17 protein-coding genes and 1 riboswitch are annotated in these 19,412 nt (G+C 65.4%); of the genes, 6 read left to right on the top strand and 11 right to left on the bottom strand.

Annotation, left to right across the window (positions count from 1 at the left end):
* Nucleotides 1-53: 53 nt before the first annotated feature.
* The 5 genes from DDQ68_RS12160 to DDQ68_RS12140 all read right to left on the bottom strand — a co-directional run bounded on the left by DDQ68_RS12160 (nucleotide 54) and on the right by DDQ68_RS12140 (nucleotide 4,808).
* Nucleotides 54-467: an ATP-binding protein gene (locus DDQ68_RS12160; RefSeq protein WP_109656550.1), complete on the bottom strand. Its 414-nt coding sequence runs from the start codon at nucleotides 465-467 to the stop codon at nucleotides 54-56.
* 93 nt (nucleotides 468-560) lie between these two features.
* A complete protein-coding gene (locus tag DDQ68_RS12155) occupies nucleotides 561-890 on the bottom strand; it encodes an STAS domain-containing protein (RefSeq protein WP_109656549.1) in 330 nt (109 codons plus the stop codon).
* 15 nt (nucleotides 891-905) lie between these two features.
* Nucleotides 906-2,393 carry a PP2C family protein-serine/threonine phosphatase gene (locus tag DDQ68_RS12150; RefSeq protein ID WP_109656548.1) on the bottom strand — a complete coding sequence of 496 codons (1,488 nt, stop codon included), beginning with the start codon at nucleotides 2,391-2,393 and terminating at the stop codon, nucleotides 906-908.
* A gap of 126 nt (nucleotides 2,394-2,519) precedes the next feature.
* The gene (gene guaB / locus DDQ68_RS12145) at nucleotides 2,520-4,004 is read right to left on the bottom strand and encodes an IMP dehydrogenase (RefSeq protein WP_109656547.1); all 1,485 of its coding nucleotides are present in this window, start codon (nucleotides 4,002-4,004) and stop codon (nucleotides 2,520-2,522) included.
* A gap of 126 nt (nucleotides 4,005-4,130) precedes the next feature.
* A complete protein-coding gene (locus DDQ68_RS12140; protein WP_109656546.1) occupies nucleotides 4,131-4,808 on the bottom strand; it encodes an outer membrane beta-barrel protein in 678 nt (225 codons plus the stop codon).
* 240 nt (nucleotides 4,809-5,048) lie between these two features.
* On the opposite strand from DDQ68_RS12140, the gene DDQ68_RS12135 reads away from it, so the two are divergent.
* Nucleotides 5,049-5,897 carry an oxidoreductase gene (locus DDQ68_RS12135; protein ID WP_109656545.1) on the top strand — a complete coding sequence of 283 codons (849 nt, stop codon included), beginning with the start codon at nucleotides 5,049-5,051 and terminating at the stop codon, nucleotides 5,895-5,897.
* Nucleotides 5,898-6,058: 161 nt separating this feature from the next.
* On the opposite strand, the gene DDQ68_RS23895 is transcribed toward DDQ68_RS12135, so the two are convergent.
* Nucleotides 6,059-6,499: a transposase family protein gene (locus DDQ68_RS23895; RefSeq protein WP_109654769.1), complete on the bottom strand. Its 441-nt coding sequence runs from the start codon at nucleotides 6,497-6,499 to the stop codon at nucleotides 6,059-6,061.
* 673 nt (nucleotides 6,500-7,172) lie between these two features.
* On the opposite strand from DDQ68_RS23895, the gene DDQ68_RS12120 reads away from it, so the two are divergent.
* Nucleotides 7,173-8,021: an FRG domain-containing protein gene (locus DDQ68_RS12120; RefSeq protein WP_109656543.1), complete on the top strand. Its 849-nt coding sequence runs from the start codon at nucleotides 7,173-7,175 to the stop codon at nucleotides 8,019-8,021.
* A gap of 88 nt (nucleotides 8,022-8,109) precedes the next feature.
* Here the strand turns inward: DDQ68_RS12120 and hrpB are convergent, their stop codons facing one another.
* The 4 genes from hrpB to DDQ68_RS12100 all read right to left on the bottom strand — a co-directional run bounded on the left by hrpB (nucleotide 8,110) and on the right by DDQ68_RS12100 (nucleotide 13,207).
* Nucleotides 8,110-10,854 (bottom strand): ATP-dependent helicase HrpB, encoded by a 2,745-nt coding sequence (hrpB, locus tag DDQ68_RS12115; RefSeq protein ID WP_245897028.1) that lies wholly within the window; start codon nucleotides 10,852-10,854, stop codon nucleotides 8,110-8,112.
* Nucleotides 10,855-11,093: 239 nt separating this feature from the next.
* Nucleotides 11,094-12,014: a glycosyltransferase family 2 protein gene (locus tag DDQ68_RS12110; RefSeq protein ID WP_109656542.1), complete on the bottom strand. Its 921-nt coding sequence runs from the start codon at nucleotides 12,012-12,014 to the stop codon at nucleotides 11,094-11,096.
* A gap of 55 nt (nucleotides 12,015-12,069) precedes the next feature.
* Nucleotides 12,070-12,834, bottom strand: a complete 765-nt coding sequence (locus tag DDQ68_RS12105; RefSeq protein ID WP_109656541.1) for a YqjF family protein — start codon at nucleotides 12,832-12,834, stop codon at nucleotides 12,070-12,072.
* 46 nt (nucleotides 12,835-12,880) lie between these two features.
* Nucleotides 12,881-13,207, bottom strand: a complete 327-nt coding sequence (locus DDQ68_RS12100; protein WP_109656540.1) for a rhodanese-like domain-containing protein — start codon at nucleotides 13,205-13,207, stop codon at nucleotides 12,881-12,883.
* A gap of 210 nt (nucleotides 13,208-13,417) precedes the next feature.
* Between DDQ68_RS12100 and DDQ68_RS12095 the strand changes: the two genes are divergently transcribed.
* The 3 genes from DDQ68_RS12095 (at nucleotide 13,418) to DDQ68_RS12085 (ending at nucleotide 16,223) form a co-directional block, all read left to right on the top strand.
* Nucleotides 13,418-13,939 carry an AAA family ATPase gene (locus DDQ68_RS12095; protein WP_109656539.1) on the top strand — a complete coding sequence of 174 codons (522 nt, stop codon included), beginning with the start codon at nucleotides 13,418-13,420 and terminating at the stop codon, nucleotides 13,937-13,939.
* 44 nt (nucleotides 13,940-13,983) lie between these two features.
* Entirely contained in the window at nucleotides 13,984-14,868 is an 885-nt protein-coding gene (locus DDQ68_RS12090; protein WP_109656538.1) for an aldose 1-epimerase family protein, read from the top strand.
* A 92-nt stretch (nucleotides 14,869-14,960) separates the two neighbouring features.
* Nucleotides 14,961-16,223 carry a BamA/TamA family outer membrane protein gene (locus DDQ68_RS12085; RefSeq protein WP_109656537.1) on the top strand — a complete coding sequence of 421 codons (1,263 nt, stop codon included), beginning with the start codon at nucleotides 14,961-14,963 and terminating at the stop codon, nucleotides 16,221-16,223.
* 148 nt (nucleotides 16,224-16,371) lie between these two features.
* Here the strand turns inward: DDQ68_RS12085 and DDQ68_RS12080 are convergent, their stop codons facing one another.
* Entirely contained in the window at nucleotides 16,372-16,593 is a 222-nt protein-coding gene (locus DDQ68_RS12080; protein WP_109656536.1) for a hypothetical protein, read from the bottom strand.
* A gap of 164 nt (nucleotides 16,594-16,757) precedes the next feature.
* Nucleotides 16,758-16,861, top strand: a riboswitch (TPP riboswitch).
* A 61-nt stretch (nucleotides 16,862-16,922) separates the two neighbouring features.
* Between DDQ68_RS12080 and DDQ68_RS12075 the strand changes: the two genes are divergently transcribed.
* Nucleotides 16,923-19,379, top strand: a complete 2,457-nt coding sequence (locus DDQ68_RS12075) for a TonB-dependent receptor (protein ID WP_109656535.1) — start codon at nucleotides 16,923-16,925, stop codon at nucleotides 19,377-19,379.
* Nucleotides 19,380-19,412 lie beyond the last annotated feature (33 nt).

Genomic DNA, 19,412 nt, shown 5'->3' with positions numbered 1-19,412 from the left:
CGAAATTAGCTAATTTCCAACCGATGAGGGGCCCGCGCGGGACTCCGGGGCCCTCACACCAGGTGCTTGCTGAGGTGACAGACGGTGTGGTGGTCGCGGGTGAAAAACTCCACCCGGTCCATCAGCCGGTTTACCAGGGCCATGCCCGTACCCCCTTTGCGGCCCTGCCGGATGTACTCGGGTAGGTCGGGGGCGGAGTGGGGGGCAGGTAGAAAAATGGTGTCGCCGTTGTCGGCAATTTCCACGCTCAGCACGCGCCCGTCCACCACCAGTTCCAGGTCGATGAACTGGTGCTCGTCTTCGCCGTTGGCGTGAATGATGAAGTTGGCCACCACCTCGTCTACGGCCAGCACCACTTGGTTGATCAGCAGTTCAGGTACCGACCGACGGCTCAGGAAACCCCGCACGAAGTCGCGCACCTGTTGCAGGTTGCGGCGCGAACATTCAATGCGGAGCACGTCCTTCATCAGAAACCTTCTATTTGCTATCGATAGTGTGTTATTAACGTTGTCAAGCACCGCTCTGGTTTGGGGCCACGGGGGCCCCAAACCAGAGCCGCATTATGCGGCCACGGCCTCGGCCTGGGTCGGCACGATGGTCATCAGCGAATCGAGGCCCAGGATTTCGAAAACGTTAAACACTTTCTCCTGCATATTGAAGAACACCAGCTTCACGTTGTTGTCTTGCAGGCGCTGCAAGTGCGAAATGAAGACGCCCAGGCCCGCCGACGAAATGTAGCTGAGCTTGGTGCAGTCGACGAGTACTTTGCGGTAGCTAAGCAGGTCGGGCTTGTTGAATTCGGTGTCGAGCAGCACGGCCGAGCTGGCGTCCAGTTCGCCATCGAGGAGGAGGAGCAGGGAGTCGGCGGAGGGTTGAGCGGTTACTTTCATGATGAGGCCGATACGTCAGGCCGTCGTTTCGGGTTCGACGGCCTTGAACTTAATAACCAGCAATGTCTGGTCGTCGTGGATGGGCTGGCCGGTAGTGAATCCGTTTAAATCGTTCAGGATAAACCACTTGATGGCGTCGGCGTCCTGGTAATAGCATTCCTCCAGGCGCTGCTTGAGGCGGTCCTCGCCGTATTCTTCCTTGCCAGCGCCGCGGGCCTCCACAATGCCGTCGGTGTAAATCACCATCACGTCGCCGGGCCCGTAGTCGTAAAACTGGTTGTTGATATGCTTCTCGTAGCTGTCGTCGCGGATAATGCCCAGCCCAAGGCCCGTGGACTGGAAGTAGAACACCTCCTCGCGCAGGGCGTGGTAGTAGAGCGTGTGGCAGTGGCCGGCGCGGGCAAACATGAAGCCTCCCTGCTCATAATCAATAATATAGAGCGACGAGGTGATGAACGACGAGCGCTCCAGGCAGTGGGCCAGGGCGGCGTTGGCCTGCGTCATGAAGCGGCTGGGCACTGGAAACCGGTCACGCTCGTTCTTGGCCAGCGGGTTGCCCTGCATCAGGGCGTGGAAAATGCCCTTCATCTGGGCCATGTGGAAGGCCGCGGTGATGCCCTTGCCGCTCACGTCGCCGATGAGCACGGCCAACCGCCGGCCCGGAAGCAGCAGAAAATCGTAGAAGTCGCCGCCCACTTCCTTTGCCGCCAGCGAGTGGGTACTGATTTCAAACCAGTCGTCGGTCGGCAACTTTTTCGGAATCAGGCTGTCCTGTACTTCCGAGGCAATTTTCAGCTCCTCCTGCGTGCGCTGGTTGTGCAGAGCAATGGTGGCCAGCGCCAGGTTCTCGATGCTGAGCACAGCTTGGCTGGCGAAGGTTTGCAGCACGCTCAAGTCTTCGCGGTCGAATGTGTTGGGCTGTGCTTTCAGCAAGTACAGCACCCCGTAGTCGAGGTGCCGCCCGTGCAGGGGCAGCCGCATTAAAGAGCGAAAAGCGAGAGCCGGGCCGGCAAAACCCGGGCGCGAGCGCAAGTCGCCAATGATGGATTCGTCGTCGCTGGGGCCCTGCGCGCGCAGCCCTGCGCGCAGGGCATCGGCCTGGGCCGGAGCGAGCTGGTAGTACTGCGCAACGTCGCTGGTGCTGTCGTGGTCGGGGCCCAGGTCGAGCCAGGCGGCGTCGGCCTGCGCAGTTTGCACCGCTGATTCGAGCAGGATGTGGTATACCTCGGCCGGCGTTTGGCCGTGCTGCACGATTTGCACCAGGCGCTGCAAGCTTTGAATTTCGGCGCGGTGCGGCGCGACTACTACTGCCGCCGGCACCACGGCTGGCTGCCGAAAATACAACCTCGCCAGCACCACCAGCATACCCAGATTGCTGACCAGCAGCAAGCTGGCCGTCCGCGTGGGCATTTCGACCCCGGGGGCCCCCAGCAGGCTGGCTGCGGCCATGCCGCCGCTGAGCAGCGCAAATAAAAAACCTATGAAGAACAGCGGGTGGCGCACAGACGAAGGAAAGGGTAGCGACACAAATTAAGGCTGGGCACTGGAACCGGGCCGCGCAGCCGGGGCGCAAGATACCATACCGGGGGCGCACCGCCGAAACGCCCGCCCGCCCCCGCGGCCGGGGCCCTAGCGGCTGCTGTAGTTGGGCGCCTCGCGGGTGATTTGCACGTCGTGGGGGTGGCTCTCGCGCAGGCCGGCTCCGGTGATGCGCACGAACTGGGCCGCTTGCAGGGCGGGCAGGTCGGGTGCCCCCACGTAGCCCATGCCGGCGCGCAGGCCGCCGGCGAGCTGGTAGATAATCTCGCTCACGGCGCCTTTGAAGGGCACGCGGCCCACGATGCCCTCGGGCACGAGCTTCTTCACGTCGTCCTCGGCGCTCTGGAAGTAGCGGTCCTTGCTGCCGTCCTCCATGGCTTCCACCGAGCCCATGCCGCGGTAGTTCTTGTACTTGCGGCCTTCGTAAATGATGAGCTGCCCGGGCGATTCCTCGGTGCCGGCCAGCAGCGAGCCCACCATCACGGCGGCGGCGCCCCCGGCCAGGGCCTTCACGATATCGCCCGAAAACTTAATGCCGCCGTCGGCCACCAGCGGAATGCCGGTGCCTTCCAGGCCACGGGCCGCCTCCAGCACCGCCGAAAGCTGCGGCACGCCGATGCCGGCAATGATGCGCGTGGTGCAGATGGAGCCGGGGCCCACGCCCACCTTCACGCAGTCGGCCCCGGCGTCGGCCAGGGCGCGGGCCCCGGCGGCGGTGGCCACGTTGCCGGCCATTACGTCGAGGCCGGGATAAGCGGCCTTGATGGCGCGCACGGCGTCGAGCACGCCCTTCGAGTGGCCGTGGGCCGTGTCGAGGCTCACCAGGTCCACGCCGGCTTCCACGAGGGCGGCCACGCGCTGGAGCAGGTCGGGCGTCACGCCCACGGCGGCCCCCACGCGCAGGCGGCCCTGGCTGTCTTTGCTGGCCTGGGGCGAGCGGCGGCGCTTGCGGATGTCCTTGTAGGTCATCAGGCCGGCGAGGCGGCCTTCGGTGTCCACGAGGGGCAGCTTATCCACCTTGCTGTCCTGGAGCAGCTCCTCGGCCGCCGCCTGGTCGATGCCGGCGGGGGCCGTCACGAGGCGGCTCAGCGGCACCATCACGGTGGTCACGGGCAGGGTCAGGTCGCGCTCGAAGCGCAGGTCGCGGCTGGTGAGGATGCCCTGGAGCCGGCGCTCGCCATCAATCACCGGAATGCCGCCGATATTGTTGTGGCGCATCAGGTGGCGGGCGTCGGCGAGGGTGGCGGTGGGCAGCAGCGTAAACGGGTCCTGAATCAGGGCCGACTCGCTGCGCTTGACGCGCCGCACCTGCTCGGCCTGCTTGCCGATGCTCATACTTTTGTGGATGATGCCCAGGCCGCCTTCCTGGGCCAGGGCGATGGCCATGTCGGCTTCCGTTACGGTGTCCATCGCCGCCGAAATCAGCGGAATCTGGAGGCGGATGCGGGCGGTGAGCTGGGTGCCGGGGTCGCAGTCGCGGGGCAGTACCTCGGAGTACGCCGGGAGCAGCAGTACATCGTCGTAGGTGAGGGCCTCGAAGGCAATTTTGTTAGCGAGGGCGGCGGGATCAGCCATATGCAAAAGGATTTTTAGGGAAAACCTGTTGCAGGGCAAAGTTACAGCGGGAAGTTGGAACGTGCCGGAAAAATAAATGCCCCGCCGGAGGGGTGGGGCGTTTATTTTTGGCGATAAGCCGGGGCCCTATCCGCGGGCAAAGCGGTAGCGTAGGCCCAGGGTCAGGGTGGCCGAAGTAGGGCCGTTGGCATGGGATGCCGGGCGGGAGTTGAGTAGAAAATTAAAGCCCAAGTCGCCTGTCAACGCGAACTGCTGGCCCAGGCGGTAGCGCAAGCCGGGGCCCAGAGTGAAGTAGATACCGGTTTCGGCGGTCCGGAAGTCGTTGTTGTATACCACGTTCTGGAGGCTGTCGGTGGCTGTGCCGCTGCTGCGGTAGGTAGAGCGCACCACGGTAGCCCCGGCCAGTACATCAACCTGAAAGTGCTGCGCCGAACGGCGGGTGAGGGTGTAACGCGCTAAAACAGGCACGGCTACGGTGTGCCGCCGGCTGGTGCTCACGCTCACGCCCTGGTGCAGCCCACCGTTGATAAAAAGCAAGCCTGTGTAGCCATACGAATCGTTCTGCTGGAAATACAACGCGCTGGCCTGCACCGCCCAGCGGGGCCGCAGCTGCGCGCCCACCGTGGGCATGGGCGAAATGACGTTGGCATAGGAGCCCGTTGGCAACTGGTAGCCGCTGACCGCAGCGCTCAGGCCCACAAAATACCCGGCTTTGGGCGCGGCCGGAGCAGCAACTTGGGCAACGCCCGCCAAGGGCAGGGCCCCGGCCAGCAAGCCGGGCAAAAGGGTAGTGCGGAACTGCATAAGAATAAGAAAAAAGGCAGAAGGGAAAGGATTGGGGAAGATAGAGCAGCGCGCTGCAAAGCACGTTGCACAATACGGCTTTTGAAGCTACTATCTGCTGTATACCAATAAGATAAAATAATATCGATAGAAGTGTTTTGGCCAGGCCGTGATGGGGCCCTACTACGGCCCGGCCAAAACAAATTGGGGTTCCGCGCCGTCTTATACACCTGGTATTTTCACCATTTGCAAAAACGACTCATGCCTAATTCCCCCAAAAACTGGTTTATCACCGGCGCCTCGTCCGGTTTTGGCGAGGCCCTGGCCGAACTCTTGCTCGCCAAGGGCGACAAAGTAGCCGCCACCTTCCGCCACCAAAACCAAGCCGACGAATTCACCCAAAAAGCTGGCGCTAACGGCCACGGCGTGGTACTCGACGTGACCGACGCCGCCCGCGTGCCCGGCGCCGTGCAGGAAGCCATTGACGCCCTCGGCCACCTCGATGTGGTGGTGAACAACGCCGGCTACGGCTCGCTGGGCCCCATCGAGGAAATCGGCGAGGAGGAAGTGCAGCGGCAGTTCGACGTGAACGTGTTCGGGGCCCTGCGGGTGCTGCGGGCCGTGCTGCCCCACCTGCGCGAACGCAAAAGCGGCCACATTTTGAACATTACCAGCATCGGTGGCCTGCGCGCCTTCCCGGGCGTGGGCATTTATAACGGCTCCAAGTTTGCGCTCGAAGGCATCGGCGAGGCGCTTTCCAAGGAAGTGGGGCCCCTGGGCATCCGCGTCACCAACATCGAGCCCAGCGGCTTCCGCACGAAATGGGCCGGCGAATCGGCCACGTTCACGAAGCCCAAAAACGCCGACTACGACGCCACAGCCGGCAAGAACATGGGCGACATCCAGGGCTACAGCGGCAACCAGCCCGGCGACCCGGTGCGCGCCGCCCAGGCCATGTACGACGTGGTGAACCAGGAAAACCCGCCCCTGCACCTGCCCCTGGGCGCCGCCGCCGTGAAGGGCGCCCGCGCCAAAATCAAGGAGCTAAGTGCCGATGTGGAGCAGTACGCCAGCGTGGGCGAAGGCGCTGATTTTCCGGCCGAAAAGTAGGTTTGAATTGGATGTTATTCAGAAAGCAACTGAGTTCTAATTGACCGTCATGCTGAGCGCAGCCGAAGCATCTCTGCCGCGTAACTGACCCAATCGGCTGGATTACTTGCGCAGTAGAGATGCTTCGACAAGCTCAGCATGACGGCCTGATTCATTAAAGCTTATTCGGCGTAGTTAGCGAGTTTCGCGTGGACAGGTGCGCGATAGGCGCGGTGCGGGCTGCGCACGCGCAGGTTGTGCAGCCCACAGGCCACGACCATGACCGTATCGCGCACCCATTCGCCGCGCAAGCGGATAGTGCCCTGCACCATGTGCAGGCGCTTGATACCGCTGTGCGCGTGTTCGATAACGACGCGCAACGGACTCAGCAACTGGTTATACAGCTTTTGGGCAAACGTCAACTCCCGCTTCGGCGGCTTCTTGTGGGGCATCTCCACCACGACCCCGGTCGGGGCGTGGCCCAGCAAGCCCAAATCCTGCCGTAACACGCAGCCCGCCGGTAGGTGCAGCGCGTACTCGTCGGCCAGTTTTTTGTCGTGCGCTCGCCCGCTTTCCGTAGCCGAGAGAAAATGCACGTACTGCGTGGAATCGCATAAGGTCATGTTTTTTACGCGGTGCGCTTTTTTTGGCGCTGTACTCCTCGGCCTGGGCCTCCCGGTCCGTGTTACGTGGTACGCCCCGCTCGACCCCGTCGTAGGCAAAGACCGGCTCCGGGTGGTTAGCCAGGCGCTGAGCCAACTCGCCGCCGTCGCGCACGGGCAGCAGCCCGCGCCGGGCCAGCACCTGGTTGAGCACGCCCAGCAGGGCGGTAGCCAAGTGGCTGACGCGCGCTTGCGAAATGCCAAAGCTGGCGGCCTGGTGCTCTTGCAAGGCGTTGCTTTTGAGGTAGGTGAGCAGAAAAAAGAGCTTTATATCGCTGCCCGCCAGCACGGCGTTGGCCCGCTCGCGGTGGGCGGGGAACGCCCGTTTGGTTCCTTCCAGGGTGTGGTAGCGGTGGTGGCGCTCCCAGGCCGGGGCAAAGTCGGTCAGCAAGTCGTCAAACTCCGCCGCTCGCAGGCTGGTCAGGGCCAGAAACTGGCGGGGCCGCTCGCGCAAACTCAGGTAATCCATAGCCAAATTTACGCCTCGCCTACGGGCAGTAACTTAACACACACTTCCGAATTAGCTTTATTGCAGCGGCTTTTCGGTTACAAAAACGGGCCCCCGGCGTTTTGCTGGGGGCCCGTTTTTTGTAGCGCATATTCCCGTTGTTTCCCCCCGCCGTACCTTCGGGCCATGCCCTACCCTGCCAGCGATTACGTGGCCACTTCCTGGGCCCACTTGCAGGAACTGCTGTTTCAGGACACCTGGGACGGGCGCATCGGGCGTTTCCGCTCGCCGTTCGTGTACCGCGGGCAGCGCTCCAAAAACTACCTGCTGACCACCAGCTTGCAGCGGCTGGGCGGTAACTACTTCGAGCTGGAGCATCACTTGCTGCGCAACTTCCGCAAGTACGCCCGCGATACGGCTGCCTCACCCGCCGCCACGGCCGCGGTGTGGGACTGGCTGGCCCTGGCCCAGCACCACGGCCTGCCCACCCGCCTGCTCGACTGGACGTATTCGCCCTACGTGGCCCTGCACTTCGCCACCGACGACCTCCAGGCCTACCACCAGGATGGAATTATTTGGGCCCTGAACTACGTGAAAGCCGCTGAGCACCTGCCCGACTCGCTGCGCGACGCCCTGCGCCACGAGGGCTCCAACGTCTTTACCTCCGAGCTGCTGGCCCCCGTAACGGACAGCCTGCGCGACCTCGAAAGCCTGCAAGCCGAGCCATTCGTGCTGTTTCTGGAGCCGCCCAGCCTCGACGCGCGCATCGTGCACCAGCACGCGCTGTTCTCGCTGATGAGCTCCAGCCAGAGCGTACTGCACGAGTGGCTGGCCCGCCACCCCGAATTGTACTTTCGCATTGTCATCCCCGCTGCCCTCAAGTGGGAAGTGCGCGACAAGCTCGACCAGGCCAACATCACCGAGCGGGTGCTGCTGCCCGGCCTCGGGGGCCTTTCACGCTGGCTGCACCGCCACTACGCGCCCCGTACCGGGGGCCCCGACAGCGCTTTCGTAGGCGAGGACGATATGCGGTAACAAACTTGTAGCGTGGACTCTGCGAGACCGCGCATTGCACAGCCGCCAGTGAGCATTCGCAACTGTAGCGCGGACTACAAAGTCCGCGCTATAAGTTATCCAACCGCCTCTTAGTCAGCTTAGTTGGGATGTGCTCCATGGGCTTATCGGGCCAGGGGTGGCGCGGGTAGCGGCCCTTCAAATCCTTGCGCACGTCGAAGTAGCCCTTCTCCCAAAAGCTGCGTAAGTCGCGCGTGACCTGCGCTGGCCGGCCGCCGGGCGAGAGCAAATGCAGCAGCAGCGGTACGCGGCCGCCGGCCACGGTGGGCGTTTCTGTCAGGCCAAACAGCTCCTGCAACTTCACGGCCAGTACCGGGGCGGTAGGCTCGGCATAGTCGAGAGTGACGTGCGAGCCGCTGGGCACCTCCAGGGCGGCGGGCGCAAGGCGGTCCAGGGCCTGGCGCTGGGCCCAGCCGCCGGGCAGGCGCGCCAACAGCGGCTCGGTCAAATCCAGGCGCTGCACCTGGTCGAGGCTTTTGAAGCCGGCCAGGTGGGGCCCCAGCCACTGCGGCAACTCGCGCAGCAGCGTGGCCTCGTCGGAGGCGGGCCAGGGTGGTGCTTGGTGCTTGGTGCTTGGTGCTTGGGCCGTGGTGAAAGCTTCTCCACCGGCGGCCGCGGGCTCGGGGAACTGGTACCGCAGAAACTCCAGCCGCTGCTGGAGCTGCCGGGCCCCGGGCGTCCAGTTCAGTTTGCTCAAGCCGGCTTCCTGCAAATACGCCAGCAGGGCCCCGGCCACCAGCGCCGCGTCGGGCTGGCCGATAACGGTTTCGGCCAGGCGCAGGGCCCCCAGGCGGCGCACCCGCCGGCCGGTTACGCGCTGGGTGGCGGGATCGTAGCGCACCTCGTCGGTGGTCGTAATCTGCCCGGCAAAAGCGGTTTCCAGCTCTTCGCGGCTCACGGGCGCGGCCAGGGTGGCGCGGGGCGTGGCGGCGGTGCCGGCCAGGTGGGCCACGGCGAAAAACTCGGCCTGCGGGTCCACATCCTCCGTGCGCAGCTCCACGCGCTGGCCGGTAGCGAGGCGCAGGCGGCCGTCGGTTTCGCGCTGGGCCACGCGGTCGGGATAGGCCAGGGCCGTGAGCAGGCCAATCGGTGAATGAGTGAATGAGTGAATAAGTGGATGTCCTTTCGGGCCCTGGCGGCTCTGCAGGTGGCGGGCCACGTCGCGCACGCGCTGCAAGGTGGCTGGGTGCAGGGCCAGGCCGGGCAGCGGTGCCCGGCCGCTGGCCAGCGCTTCGAGGCGCAGGCGCAGGTCGGGCGGCAGCGGGCGCGGGTCGTTGGGTGTGGCCCAGCGCAGCAGGTCGCGCTCGGCCAGGAGGGCGGCCAGGGCGGTGGCGGCGGGGCCCTGGCCCAGCTCCTGGCCGCGCACCACGAGGTGGCCCAGGCGCGGCGGCAGGCCCAGCCGCGCCAGCTGGCGGCCGTGGGCGGTGGGCTTGAACGGACAGTTAATAGTTGTCAGTGAGGAATTAACAGTTGCTGAAGCCGGCTTGGGTTGATTATCAGCACCGACTAACTGTTCACTGTTTGCTGATAACTGTGCACTGCTTATTGCCCCCAGCCGCACCAGTAGCTCCTGCGCTTGGGCGTAGGCGGCGGCGGGTGGCGCGTCAAGCCAGCGTAAATCGGCCGGGTTGGCGGTGCCCCACAGGGCCAGCTCCAGGGCCAGGGCGCTGAGGTCGGCGGCCTGGATTTCGGGGGCCCGGTGCAGCGGCAGCTGGTGGTGTTCGGCCTCCGTCCAGAGGCGGTAGCAGGTGCCGGGGGCCAGGCGGCCGGCGCGGCCGCGGCGCTGGTCGGCGGCGGCGCGGGCTACGGGCACGGTTTCGAGGGTAGTGAAGCCGGTGCGCGGCACGAAGCGCGGCACCCGGGCAAACCCGCCGTCCACCACTACGCGCACGCCCTCGATGGTGAGGCTGGTTTCGGCGATGCTGGTGGCCAGGATGACCTTGCGCCGGCCGGCCCGCGCCGGGCGCAGGGCGGCGTCCTGCACGTCCAGTGGCAGCTCGCCGTGCAGCAGGTGCAGGTCGATGGCGTCGGGCAGCGAGTCGAGGGCCCGGGCGACGCGCTGCAAGTCGGCCACGCCGGGCAGGAATACCAGCACGTCGCCCACCGGGTGGGCCCCCAGCGCGGCGCGCACCTGGGCCGGCACCAGCGTGGCCAGCCGCTCGCCGGGCCGGTTGGGCAGGGCGGCGGCCCGGCGCGGGTCGAGGTAGTGCGTATCAATCGGAAATAGAAAACCGGCCGACGACACCACCGGCGCGGGCAGCCACTGCCCCAGCCGCTGCGCCTCCAGCGTGGCGCTCATGATGAGAATCCGCAGCTCGGGCCGCAGCACGGCTTGGGCATCCAGGGCCAGGGCCAAGCCCAAATCGGCATTCAGGCTGCGCTCGTGAAATTCGTCGAACACCACGCAGGCCACGCCCTCCAGCGCTGGGTCGTCTTGCAGCATCCGGGTGAGAATGCCTTCGGTAATGACCTCAACGCGGGTGTCTTGACTCACTTTGCTGTCGAGCCGCACGCGGTAGCCGATGGTACGGCCCACGGGCTCGCCCAGCAGCTGGGCCAAGCGGGCAGCGGCCCCGCGTACGGCCAGCTGGCGCGGCTCCAACACCAGAATTTTATCCTGGGGGCCCCGCCACTCGGCAGCCAGCAGCGCCAGCGGCACCACCGTGGTTTTGCCCGCGCCGGGCGGGGCCTCCAGCACCACGCGGGCGTGGGCGGCAAGAGCGTCGCGCAGGGCTGGCAGTGCCGCGATGATGGGCAAATCGGGCAGCGGGGGCAGGCGGAAATCGTTGGCCAAGGGCGAGGCGGAAAGAGCGGGAAAAGTAGCAGTTCAGCGGTGGGCGCGGCGCCGGGGTTTAGGCAGCTATGTAACGGCAGGTTTGCATTACGAGGCGGTCATGCTGAGCGCAGCTGAAGCAGCTCTACTGCTTAACTAATCAGTGATTACTGCTGCGGGAGAGATGCTTCGGCTGCGCTCAGCATGACGTTTTTATGAAAAAACCTTATAATCGACTGTTTGTCGCCCCCGCGGGGCCCTTACTTGGGGCCGGCCGCGGTGGGGCGAATGGATGCCGCCATGGGTGCGCCCTGGGCCAGGAACTTGGCCAGGCGCAGGTACTGGCGGCCGCGCCGGGCCCGGAAAACGAGCTTCACCACGAACAGCCAGCGCACGGCTTCGGCGTGGACGGGGTTGAAGTTTTTGCGCAAGAAGTAGGCGAGCGAGATGTAGAATTCGCGCAGCAGGCCGAAGCTGGGCTGGCTGCTGCGCCCACCCAAATGCACGAATTCCGACGTAGGTGCCACCACCACCTGGCGTCCAGCCTGCCACATGCGCCATGCCAGGTCTTCCTCTTCACAGTACAGAAAATACTTCTCATCAAGCCCGCCGATGCGCGCAAAAAGCTTAGCATCAGCGAACATGGCGGCGCCGGTCACCATGTCGGCGGGGTAGGGCTGGCGGGCGGCGCGGGCGGGGCGCGGCGGGTGGTAGCCTAGCCCCAGGGCCCGGCACAGGGCCCGGCCCAACAGTTTGTCGCCCAGCGTGGGGAAGAAGCCGTAGCTCTCCAGCCACTGGCCTTCGGGCCCAAACATTTGGGGGGCCGCCAGGCCAATTTCGGGGCGTGTGGTCAACAAATCAGCCAGCTCCGTCAGGCAGTCGGTGCGCAGCAGCGTGTCGTTGTTCAGCAAAAATACGTGGGTGGGCTGGCGGGTGGCCGTGGCGGTGCGAAACCCCAGCATGTTGCCCCCGGCAAAACCCAAATTGACCGCCGAATAGCACACCTCCACTTCGGGATAAGCGGCCAGCGCCTGCAAAGCGTCGCGTTCGGCGGGCGCGGAGGCGTTGTCAACCACTATTATCTGGTAGGCGGTGCCGGGCTGGGTGTGGATGCGCAACGATTCTACGCAGGCAAGCGTGTGGCCTGTGGAGTTGTAGTTGACCAGCACGACGAGAATCATAGCGGAGCGCGAAAGTTGGGGCAAGCAAACCGCAAAGGAAACGGAATTGGCCGCGCTACACCCGTTGCAGCCACCACAGCTCCACGGCCAGGGGGCCCCCGGCGTATAGCACCGGGGCCCCGGCGGGCGTGGGCAGCCCGTGCGCCTCAATCAGGTTCGAATCGAATTCCAGCAGCTCGGCCGCGCGCAACGGCCAAGCTTCGTGGTGGATGCGGCCGCGGTAGAGCCGGGGGCCCCAGGCCGCGTACAGGCAGTAGCGCTCGGTGAGGAAAAAGGCCAGCGAGCCGGGCGCGGTAGCTTCGGGTGGCAGCAGCTCGCCCACGCGCCAGGTAGTGGCGAAGTGCGCGGCCGGGGCCCCGCCGTGGGTGCGGCGGGCGGTGTAGCGCACTTGGTCGGGGGCGGGGCGGGCCAGCGCCATGCGGGCGCGCAGGTAGGGCAGGTGGAAAATGGTACGCGCCGCCCACACGGCCAGGGCATTAGTAGCGTCGAGCGATAAAAACCACACGCCGGGCACGCCGTCGAGGTGCACGTAGGTGCGCACGTTCAACTCCAGGAACTGGTTGGCCCCGGGGATGGGCGGCGTGAAGCGGGTGCGCACGTCCCACATCCGAAACGGCACGATGGCCAGCCAGGCATGGCCGTCGTGCAGGTCGAGGGCCAGGCGCGGGGGCAGGAAGGGGGCCAGCAGCGCCGGCGGTACCGGCCAGTGCATGAAGAGCAGGTCGCCCCAGCGCTGGCGCATTAGTGGGGGGCCGGCGGGGGGCTGGCGCAGGGCCAGGCGGCCGGCCAGGGTGGGGGCAATAATGGGCGAAGAGGGCATGGGCCCTTATAACCACCGCCGGGCCCTAATTGTGCTGGGTGGGGCCCTAATACCGGGGTACGGAGGGGTCTACTTCGCAGCTCCAAGCGTCGATGCCGCCGCGCAGGTTCAGCAGGTTGGTGCGGCCGTGGCGGGCCTGCAAATAGTTGAGGGCCTGGGCCGAGCGCACGCCGTGGTGGCAAATAAGCACTACTTCGCCCACATCGGGCACCTCGTCGGTGCGCTGGGGCAGCTCGTCGAGGGGTAGCAGCACGCTGCCGGGCAGGTGGCAATAATCAAACTCGATGGGGTCGCGCACGTCAAACAAATAGAGCGAATCACCGGCGGCGAGGCGGCTGGCAAGTTGAACTGGGCTGATAGCGGCGATATTCATAAAAACAAACAGGCGAATAGAAAGCAAAGGTAGCCCCACCGCGAAAGCCGGCTCCGGTGAGAATTTCAATTTGGAACAAAAGTGATTTTAATCAGTAATAAATGGATGCAGTTGCCGGCGCGGCGCGGTAGCAATCGGCCCGATGGTCAGCACCTTTGCCCGGGCATAAAGCCGTTCTTATCAACTCTTTCCAGAAACCTACCCTTTGCCATGCTCCGACTCGCGCTGACCGGCCCGGAATCGACGGGAAAATCGACGCTGAGCCAGCAGCTAGCCGCCCACTACGGCGCCCGCTGGGTGCCCGAATACGCCCGCGCCTACCTCGCCGGCCGCCAGCTGCCCTACGCCCTGGCCGACCTCGAAGCCATTGCCCATGGCCAGCTGGCCGCCGAAGCCGCGGCCGAAGCCGCTGGTGGGGCCCTGCTGGTGGCCGACACCAACTTGCTGGTAATCAAGATTTGGGCGGAGCACGCCTTCGGCCAATGTCCCGCCTGGATTGCCGCGGCTGTGGCCCAGCCGCGCTACGACCTGGTGCTGCTGCTGGGCGTGGACGTGCCCTGGGAGCCCGATCCGCTGCGCGAACACCCGCAGTTGCGCCAGCACTTTTACGACCGCTACCGCGCTGCGCTGCGCGCGGGCCCCGACCCGTTTGCCGAAATCTGGGGGCCCCCGGCGCAGCGCCTGGCCGCGGCCCAGCAGCTGGTAGATGGGCTGCTGCGCGCCCAGCCGTAGCTTAGGGGCCTGTATAACCCTGTGCCTCCGCTACTGCCCGCGCCATGCCCGCCCTTGTTCTTGACAATGCCCAGTGCCGGGCCACCTTCGCCGCCCACGGGGCCGAGCTGACCGGCTTCGTTGCCGCCGCCACCGGCCTGGAATATGTGTGGCCCGCCGACCCCGCCGTGTGGGGCCGCCACGCGCCGGTACTGTTCCCCATCGTGGGGCGCCTGCCCGACGATACCTACCTGCATCAGGGCCAGGCCTACCGCCTGGGCCAGCACGGCTTCGCCCGCGACCAGGAATTTGCCGTGCTGCGCCACACCGCCGACGAGCTAGCCTTCCGCCTCACGGACTCGGCTGAAACCCGTGCCAACTACCCGTTTGTCTTCGAGCTGACCATTACTTATGCCCTGCGCGGCACCGCTCTGGCCGTGCGCTGGGACGTGCGCAACCCCGCCGGGACCCCCGCCGACGACCTGTTGTTCAGCATCGGGGCCCACCCGGCGTTTGGCTGCCCGCTGCTGCCGGGCGAGCGGTTCGAGGATTATTATTTTGAGTTTGACCACCCCGTAACGCTCAGCACGCAGCTGCTGCGCGGCGGCCTGCGCAGCGGCGAAACTGCCCCTGTGCTGCACCAGCAAGCCATCCTGCCGCTCACCTACGAGCTATTTGCCGACGACGCGCTGGTATTTGCCCACTACGATTTCACGCGCGTGGCGCTGCGGGCCCACGGCTCGCCGCACTTCGTACGCCTGCGCTTCGACGGCTTCCCCTACCTCGGCCTGTGGACCAAGGGCCCCGGGGCGGCGTTCGTGTGCATCGAGCCCTGGCACGGCGTGGCCAGCCCCACGGGGCCCCCGCAGGAGCTGCGCGATAAGGAAGGCATCCTCACGCTGGGCCCCGGCCAGGCGTTTGCGGCCACCTACGAAATAGAAATTGGCTGAGCCGCCGGAATTGTGTGGGGATCGGCGTTAAGCCCGGGGCTCCCGCTACGGTCTGAGGAGAAACTACTATTCGCCCCCTTTTTACTTCCCCAATGCCGTTCCGTGCGTGGTTTTGCTTGTTGCTGGCCGGGGCGCTGCGTGCGGCCGGGGCCCCGGCCCAGGCGCCGCATCAAGTGCCGGCCGATAGCCTGCGCCCCGGGCCCCCGCGCCGCGCCGCGCTCCTGGCGGCCGATGTAGTGGATGCCCTGAATGTAGCGGCGCCCCGGCTGCGGCTGGCCCCGCACGACTCGCTGGCCCTGGTGCGGGGCCACAAGTTTTTGGCGCTGCTGCCGGCCGTGGGCTACTCGCAGCAAACCGGCGCGCTGGCCGAAGTGGCGGCCAGCGTGGCGTTTCGCCGGCCGGGGGCCAACATGTCGACGGTGCTGGGGGCCCTTATCTACACGGCGCGGGCGCAGGCCATTGCCACGGTTGCGGCATCGGTGTGGGTGGCCGACAACCGTTGGAATTTTGTCAGTGACTACCGCGTCATGCGCTACCCACAAAGCACCTACGGCCTGGGCATGCACACCAGCACCACCGAGCAGGTGACAACGATGGACTATAACTACCTGCGCGCCTACCAGAGCGCGCTGCGCCGCCTGGGCCCCAGCTTCTACGCCGGGTTGGGAGTGCAGCTCGACGACCACTGGAATATTGTGAGCCGCAACGGCGCCCGCCAGGTTAGCACCATCTCGCACTACCGCGACGGCGTGCGCGGCCGTTCCCTCTCGGTGGGCCCCACGCTCAACTTCCTCTATGACAGCCGCGCCAACGCCATCAATCCGGCCGGCGGGGCTTACCTCAGCGCCGTGTTCCGGCCCAACCGGCAGGCCCTGGGCAGTACCACTAACTACGAAACCCTACTGCTCGAAGGCCGCGCCTACCTGCACCCCAGCCGCCGCTCGGCCAACGTACTGGCCTTCTGGTCGTACAACGCCCTGACCCTGAGGGGTAATCCTCCGTTTCTGGACCTGCCCAGCACCGGCTGGGACATGTCGAGCAACCTCGGCCGGGGCTACATCCAGGGACGGTTTCGGGGCAAAAATCTGCTCTACTTCGAAAGCGAGTACCGCTTCGGCCTCACCCGCAACCACCTGCTGGGCGGCGTGGTATTCGCCAACGCTCAAGCCGTGTCGGAAGACGCGCAGCGGCCCGACGAGCCCATTTCCAAGCGCTATGATAAGGTGGCCCCGGCCGTGGGCGTTGGCCTGCGCCTCAATCTCAACAAGGTGTCACACACCAACTTAGCCATCGACTACGCCCGCGGTATCCAGGGCTCCAGCAGCCTCTCGTTCAACGTGGGCGAGGTGTTTTGATTTTTAAATGCGGGGAGATGTGAAAATGTGGGGGGATGGACTGCCCATTTTACACATCTCCTCACATTAGATTGGCTGCCGAATAAAAAACTGCGTGATATTCCTATTTTTAACTCAAACTCAGGCACAAGTCTGACTCTTAAAAAAATTAGGCGCCTACGCGCGGGCGGTTGTAGTCGGGCTCCCAGTCGTTGATGGGGCGCGAAATGCCGGGGGGCAGGTCGAGATCGGGCAGGCCGGGGTCGCGCGGCTCGCCGCCGTCGTCGTCGCCATCGGGCGGCGGCGGTGGAGGGCCCACGCGGCGGCGCGGTACCACGAGTACGAACAGCAGCACGGCACAAAGCACAACGGCGTAGAGAAGCTGGTACATAGTAGGCAAGCAGAGAAGGTACGGCCGGACTAACAACGGCTAAAACCGCCCCGGTGTTTCAGCGGACCGCCGCTCTAAATTAATTGATTTCCACCGGAAAGCTAGCCGCCGCGGTAGAAAAAAGCCGCGGGCCCCCCGAATGGTTCCGGCCTGCCCTACCTTTGTGGCCTGTTTAGGGGTGCTGGCGTTGTGCACGACGCTGGCTGAGATGATACCCATCGAACCTGAACCGGGTAATGCCGGCGAAGGGAAATAAACAATCCGCGGACGTTTCCGCTTCGGCTCCGACCCCTGGGGCCCGGGCGCGTTCTACTTTTTTTACTTCTTTTTTGAAAATTCAACCCTTTGCGGGAGCCGTGCTGCTGGCGCTGGCCGCCGCGCCAGCGTGGGCGCAGGGCCCCGTGTCCGGCACCCTCACCGACGGCCGGGGCGCGGCCCTACCCGGCGCCACCATTACCCTGCCCGATGTGCCCGGCCTGGGCGCCACCACCGATGCCGCCGGCCGCTTCGTGCTGCCGGCCGTGCCCGCGGGGCCCCACACGCTGCGGGCCAGTTACGTGGGCTTCGAGGCCGTGGCCCTGCCGCTGCAAGGCCAGCCGGGCCCCCAGCAGCTGCCCGCGCTGGCTCTGCAAACGGCCCGCAACCTCACGCCCGAGGCCGTCGTCACGGCTACCCGCGCCAACGAGCGCACCGGCACCGCCTACCAAAACGTGAGCCGCGAGCAGCTCCAGGCCCGCAATTTCGGCCAGGACCTGCCCTACCTGCTCGATCAGACGCCGAGCGTCGTCACTACCTCGGACGCAGGCACCGGCGTGGGCTATACCGGCATCCGCATCCGCGGCACGGACGGTACGCGCATCAACGTGACCCTCAACGGGGTGCCGGTGAACGAAGCTGAAAGCCACGGCGTGTTTTTCGTCGATTTGCCCGATCTGGCGTCGTCCGTGCAGAGCATCCAGGTGCAGCGCGGGGCGGGGCCCAGCACCAACGGCGCGGGGGCTTTCGGGGCCAGCCTGAACGTGGAAACCCTGGGCCTGCGGCCGAAAGCCTACGCCGAAATCAACAACTCGGCCGGCTCGTTTGGCACCTGGAAAAGCACCGTGGCCGCCGGCACGGGCCTCATCAACAACCACTTCACGGTGGACGCCCGCGCCTCGCGGGTGCAGAGCGAGGGCTACATCGACCGGGGCGCGTCGCGGCTGAAGTCGCTGTACCTGGCCGGCACTTATTCCGACGAGAAAACCCTGCTCCGGGCCCTCATCATCACCGGTTACGAAACCACCTACCAAAGCTGGTACGGCCTGGCCGACTCGCTGCTCACCAAAAACCGCCGCTACAACGAGGCCGGTACCGACGCCGGCCAGCACCTGCCGGCCTACAAAAACCAAACCGACAACTACCAGCAGGACTACTACCAATTTCTGATTTCAAGGCAATTAACCCCTAATCTCAACCTGAGCGTGACGCCCTTCTGGACGCGGGGCGGCGGCTATTACGAGGAGTATAAGGCCAACCAGAGCTTTGCCAAGTACGGCATTGGGGGCCCCGTGTACCAGCCGCGCACCGGTGGCGGCCTCGACACGCTGACGACCACCGACGTCATCCGCCGGCGCTGGCTGAAAACCGACCTTTACGGCGCCACCTACGCCTTGCAGCTGCAGCCCAAGGGCACTGATTCGCGCCTGCAATCCTTCACCCTGGGCGGGGCCCTGGTGAACTACCGCGGCCAGCATTTCGACGAGCTGACTTGGGCCCAGCGGGGTAATAACATTCCCGAAACTGGCTACCGCTACGCCGAGGAGCCCAACGCCCACAAGCTTGACGTGAACAGCTACGCCCGCGCCACGGTGGCGCTGGGCGAGCGGCTTTCAGCCTTCGGCGACCTGCAATTTCGGTACGTGAACTACGAGCTGTTTGCGCCCGACGGCAGCCCCAACGGCGGCAAGAGCCAGCAAACCATCAAGTTCAATTTCCTGAACCCCAAGGCCGGCCTCACCTTCCAGGTGAAGGACGGGCTGGCGGCCTACGCCTCCTACGCCCTGGCCCAGCGCGAACCCACCCGCACCGACTACACCGACACGCCCGCCGACCGCCGCCCCACCTCCGAAATGCTCAACAACTTCGAGCTGGGCCTGCGCCGCACCACGGGCCCCATCCAATGGTCGGCCAACTACTACCTGATGCTGTACCGCAACCAGCTGGTGCTCAGCGGCCACCTCGACGACGTGGGCAACCCTATTCACGCCAACGTGCGCGACTCGTACCGCACCGGCCTGGAGCTGCAAGCCGCCGCGGTGCTGGCCCGGGGCCTCACCTTCAGCCCCACGGCCACGTTCAGCCGCAACAAAATCAACAACTACACCGACTACCTGGCCGACTATGACAACGGTGGCGAGCGGGGCACGGCTTTCCGGCAGACCAACATCTCGTTCTCGCCCAGCGTCACCTTCGCCTACACCCTGGAGTACGAGGCGCTGCCCGGCCTGCGCCTGGCCACGCTGGCCCGCTACGCCGGCCGCCAGTACCTGGATAACACCAGCACCGACAGCCGCAGCATCGCGCCCTACTACGTGCAGGACCTGCGCGTGCGCTACCTCTGGCACCCCGGCAAGCTGGGCTTCCGCGAGATTGAGCTGGCCGGCCTGCTCAACAACGTGCTGGGGGCCAAGTACGTGAACAACGGCTACACCTACGGCTACATCAGCGGCGGCCAGCCGCAGCACTACAGCTATTACTACCCGCAGGCCTTCACCAACTTCCTGGCCTCGGTGAACCTGCGCTGGTAGCGCAGCGCCAGGCGCTGAGTTAGGGCCCCCGGG

This window comes from Hymenobacter nivis (assembly GCF_003149515.1).
GTDB classification, from domain to species: Bacteria; Bacteroidota; Bacteroidia; order Cytophagales; family Hymenobacteraceae; genus Hymenobacter; species Hymenobacter nivis.
The sequence above is the reverse complement of the archived record's forward strand: the minus strand, read 5'-3'. Positions and strand labels throughout refer to the sequence as shown.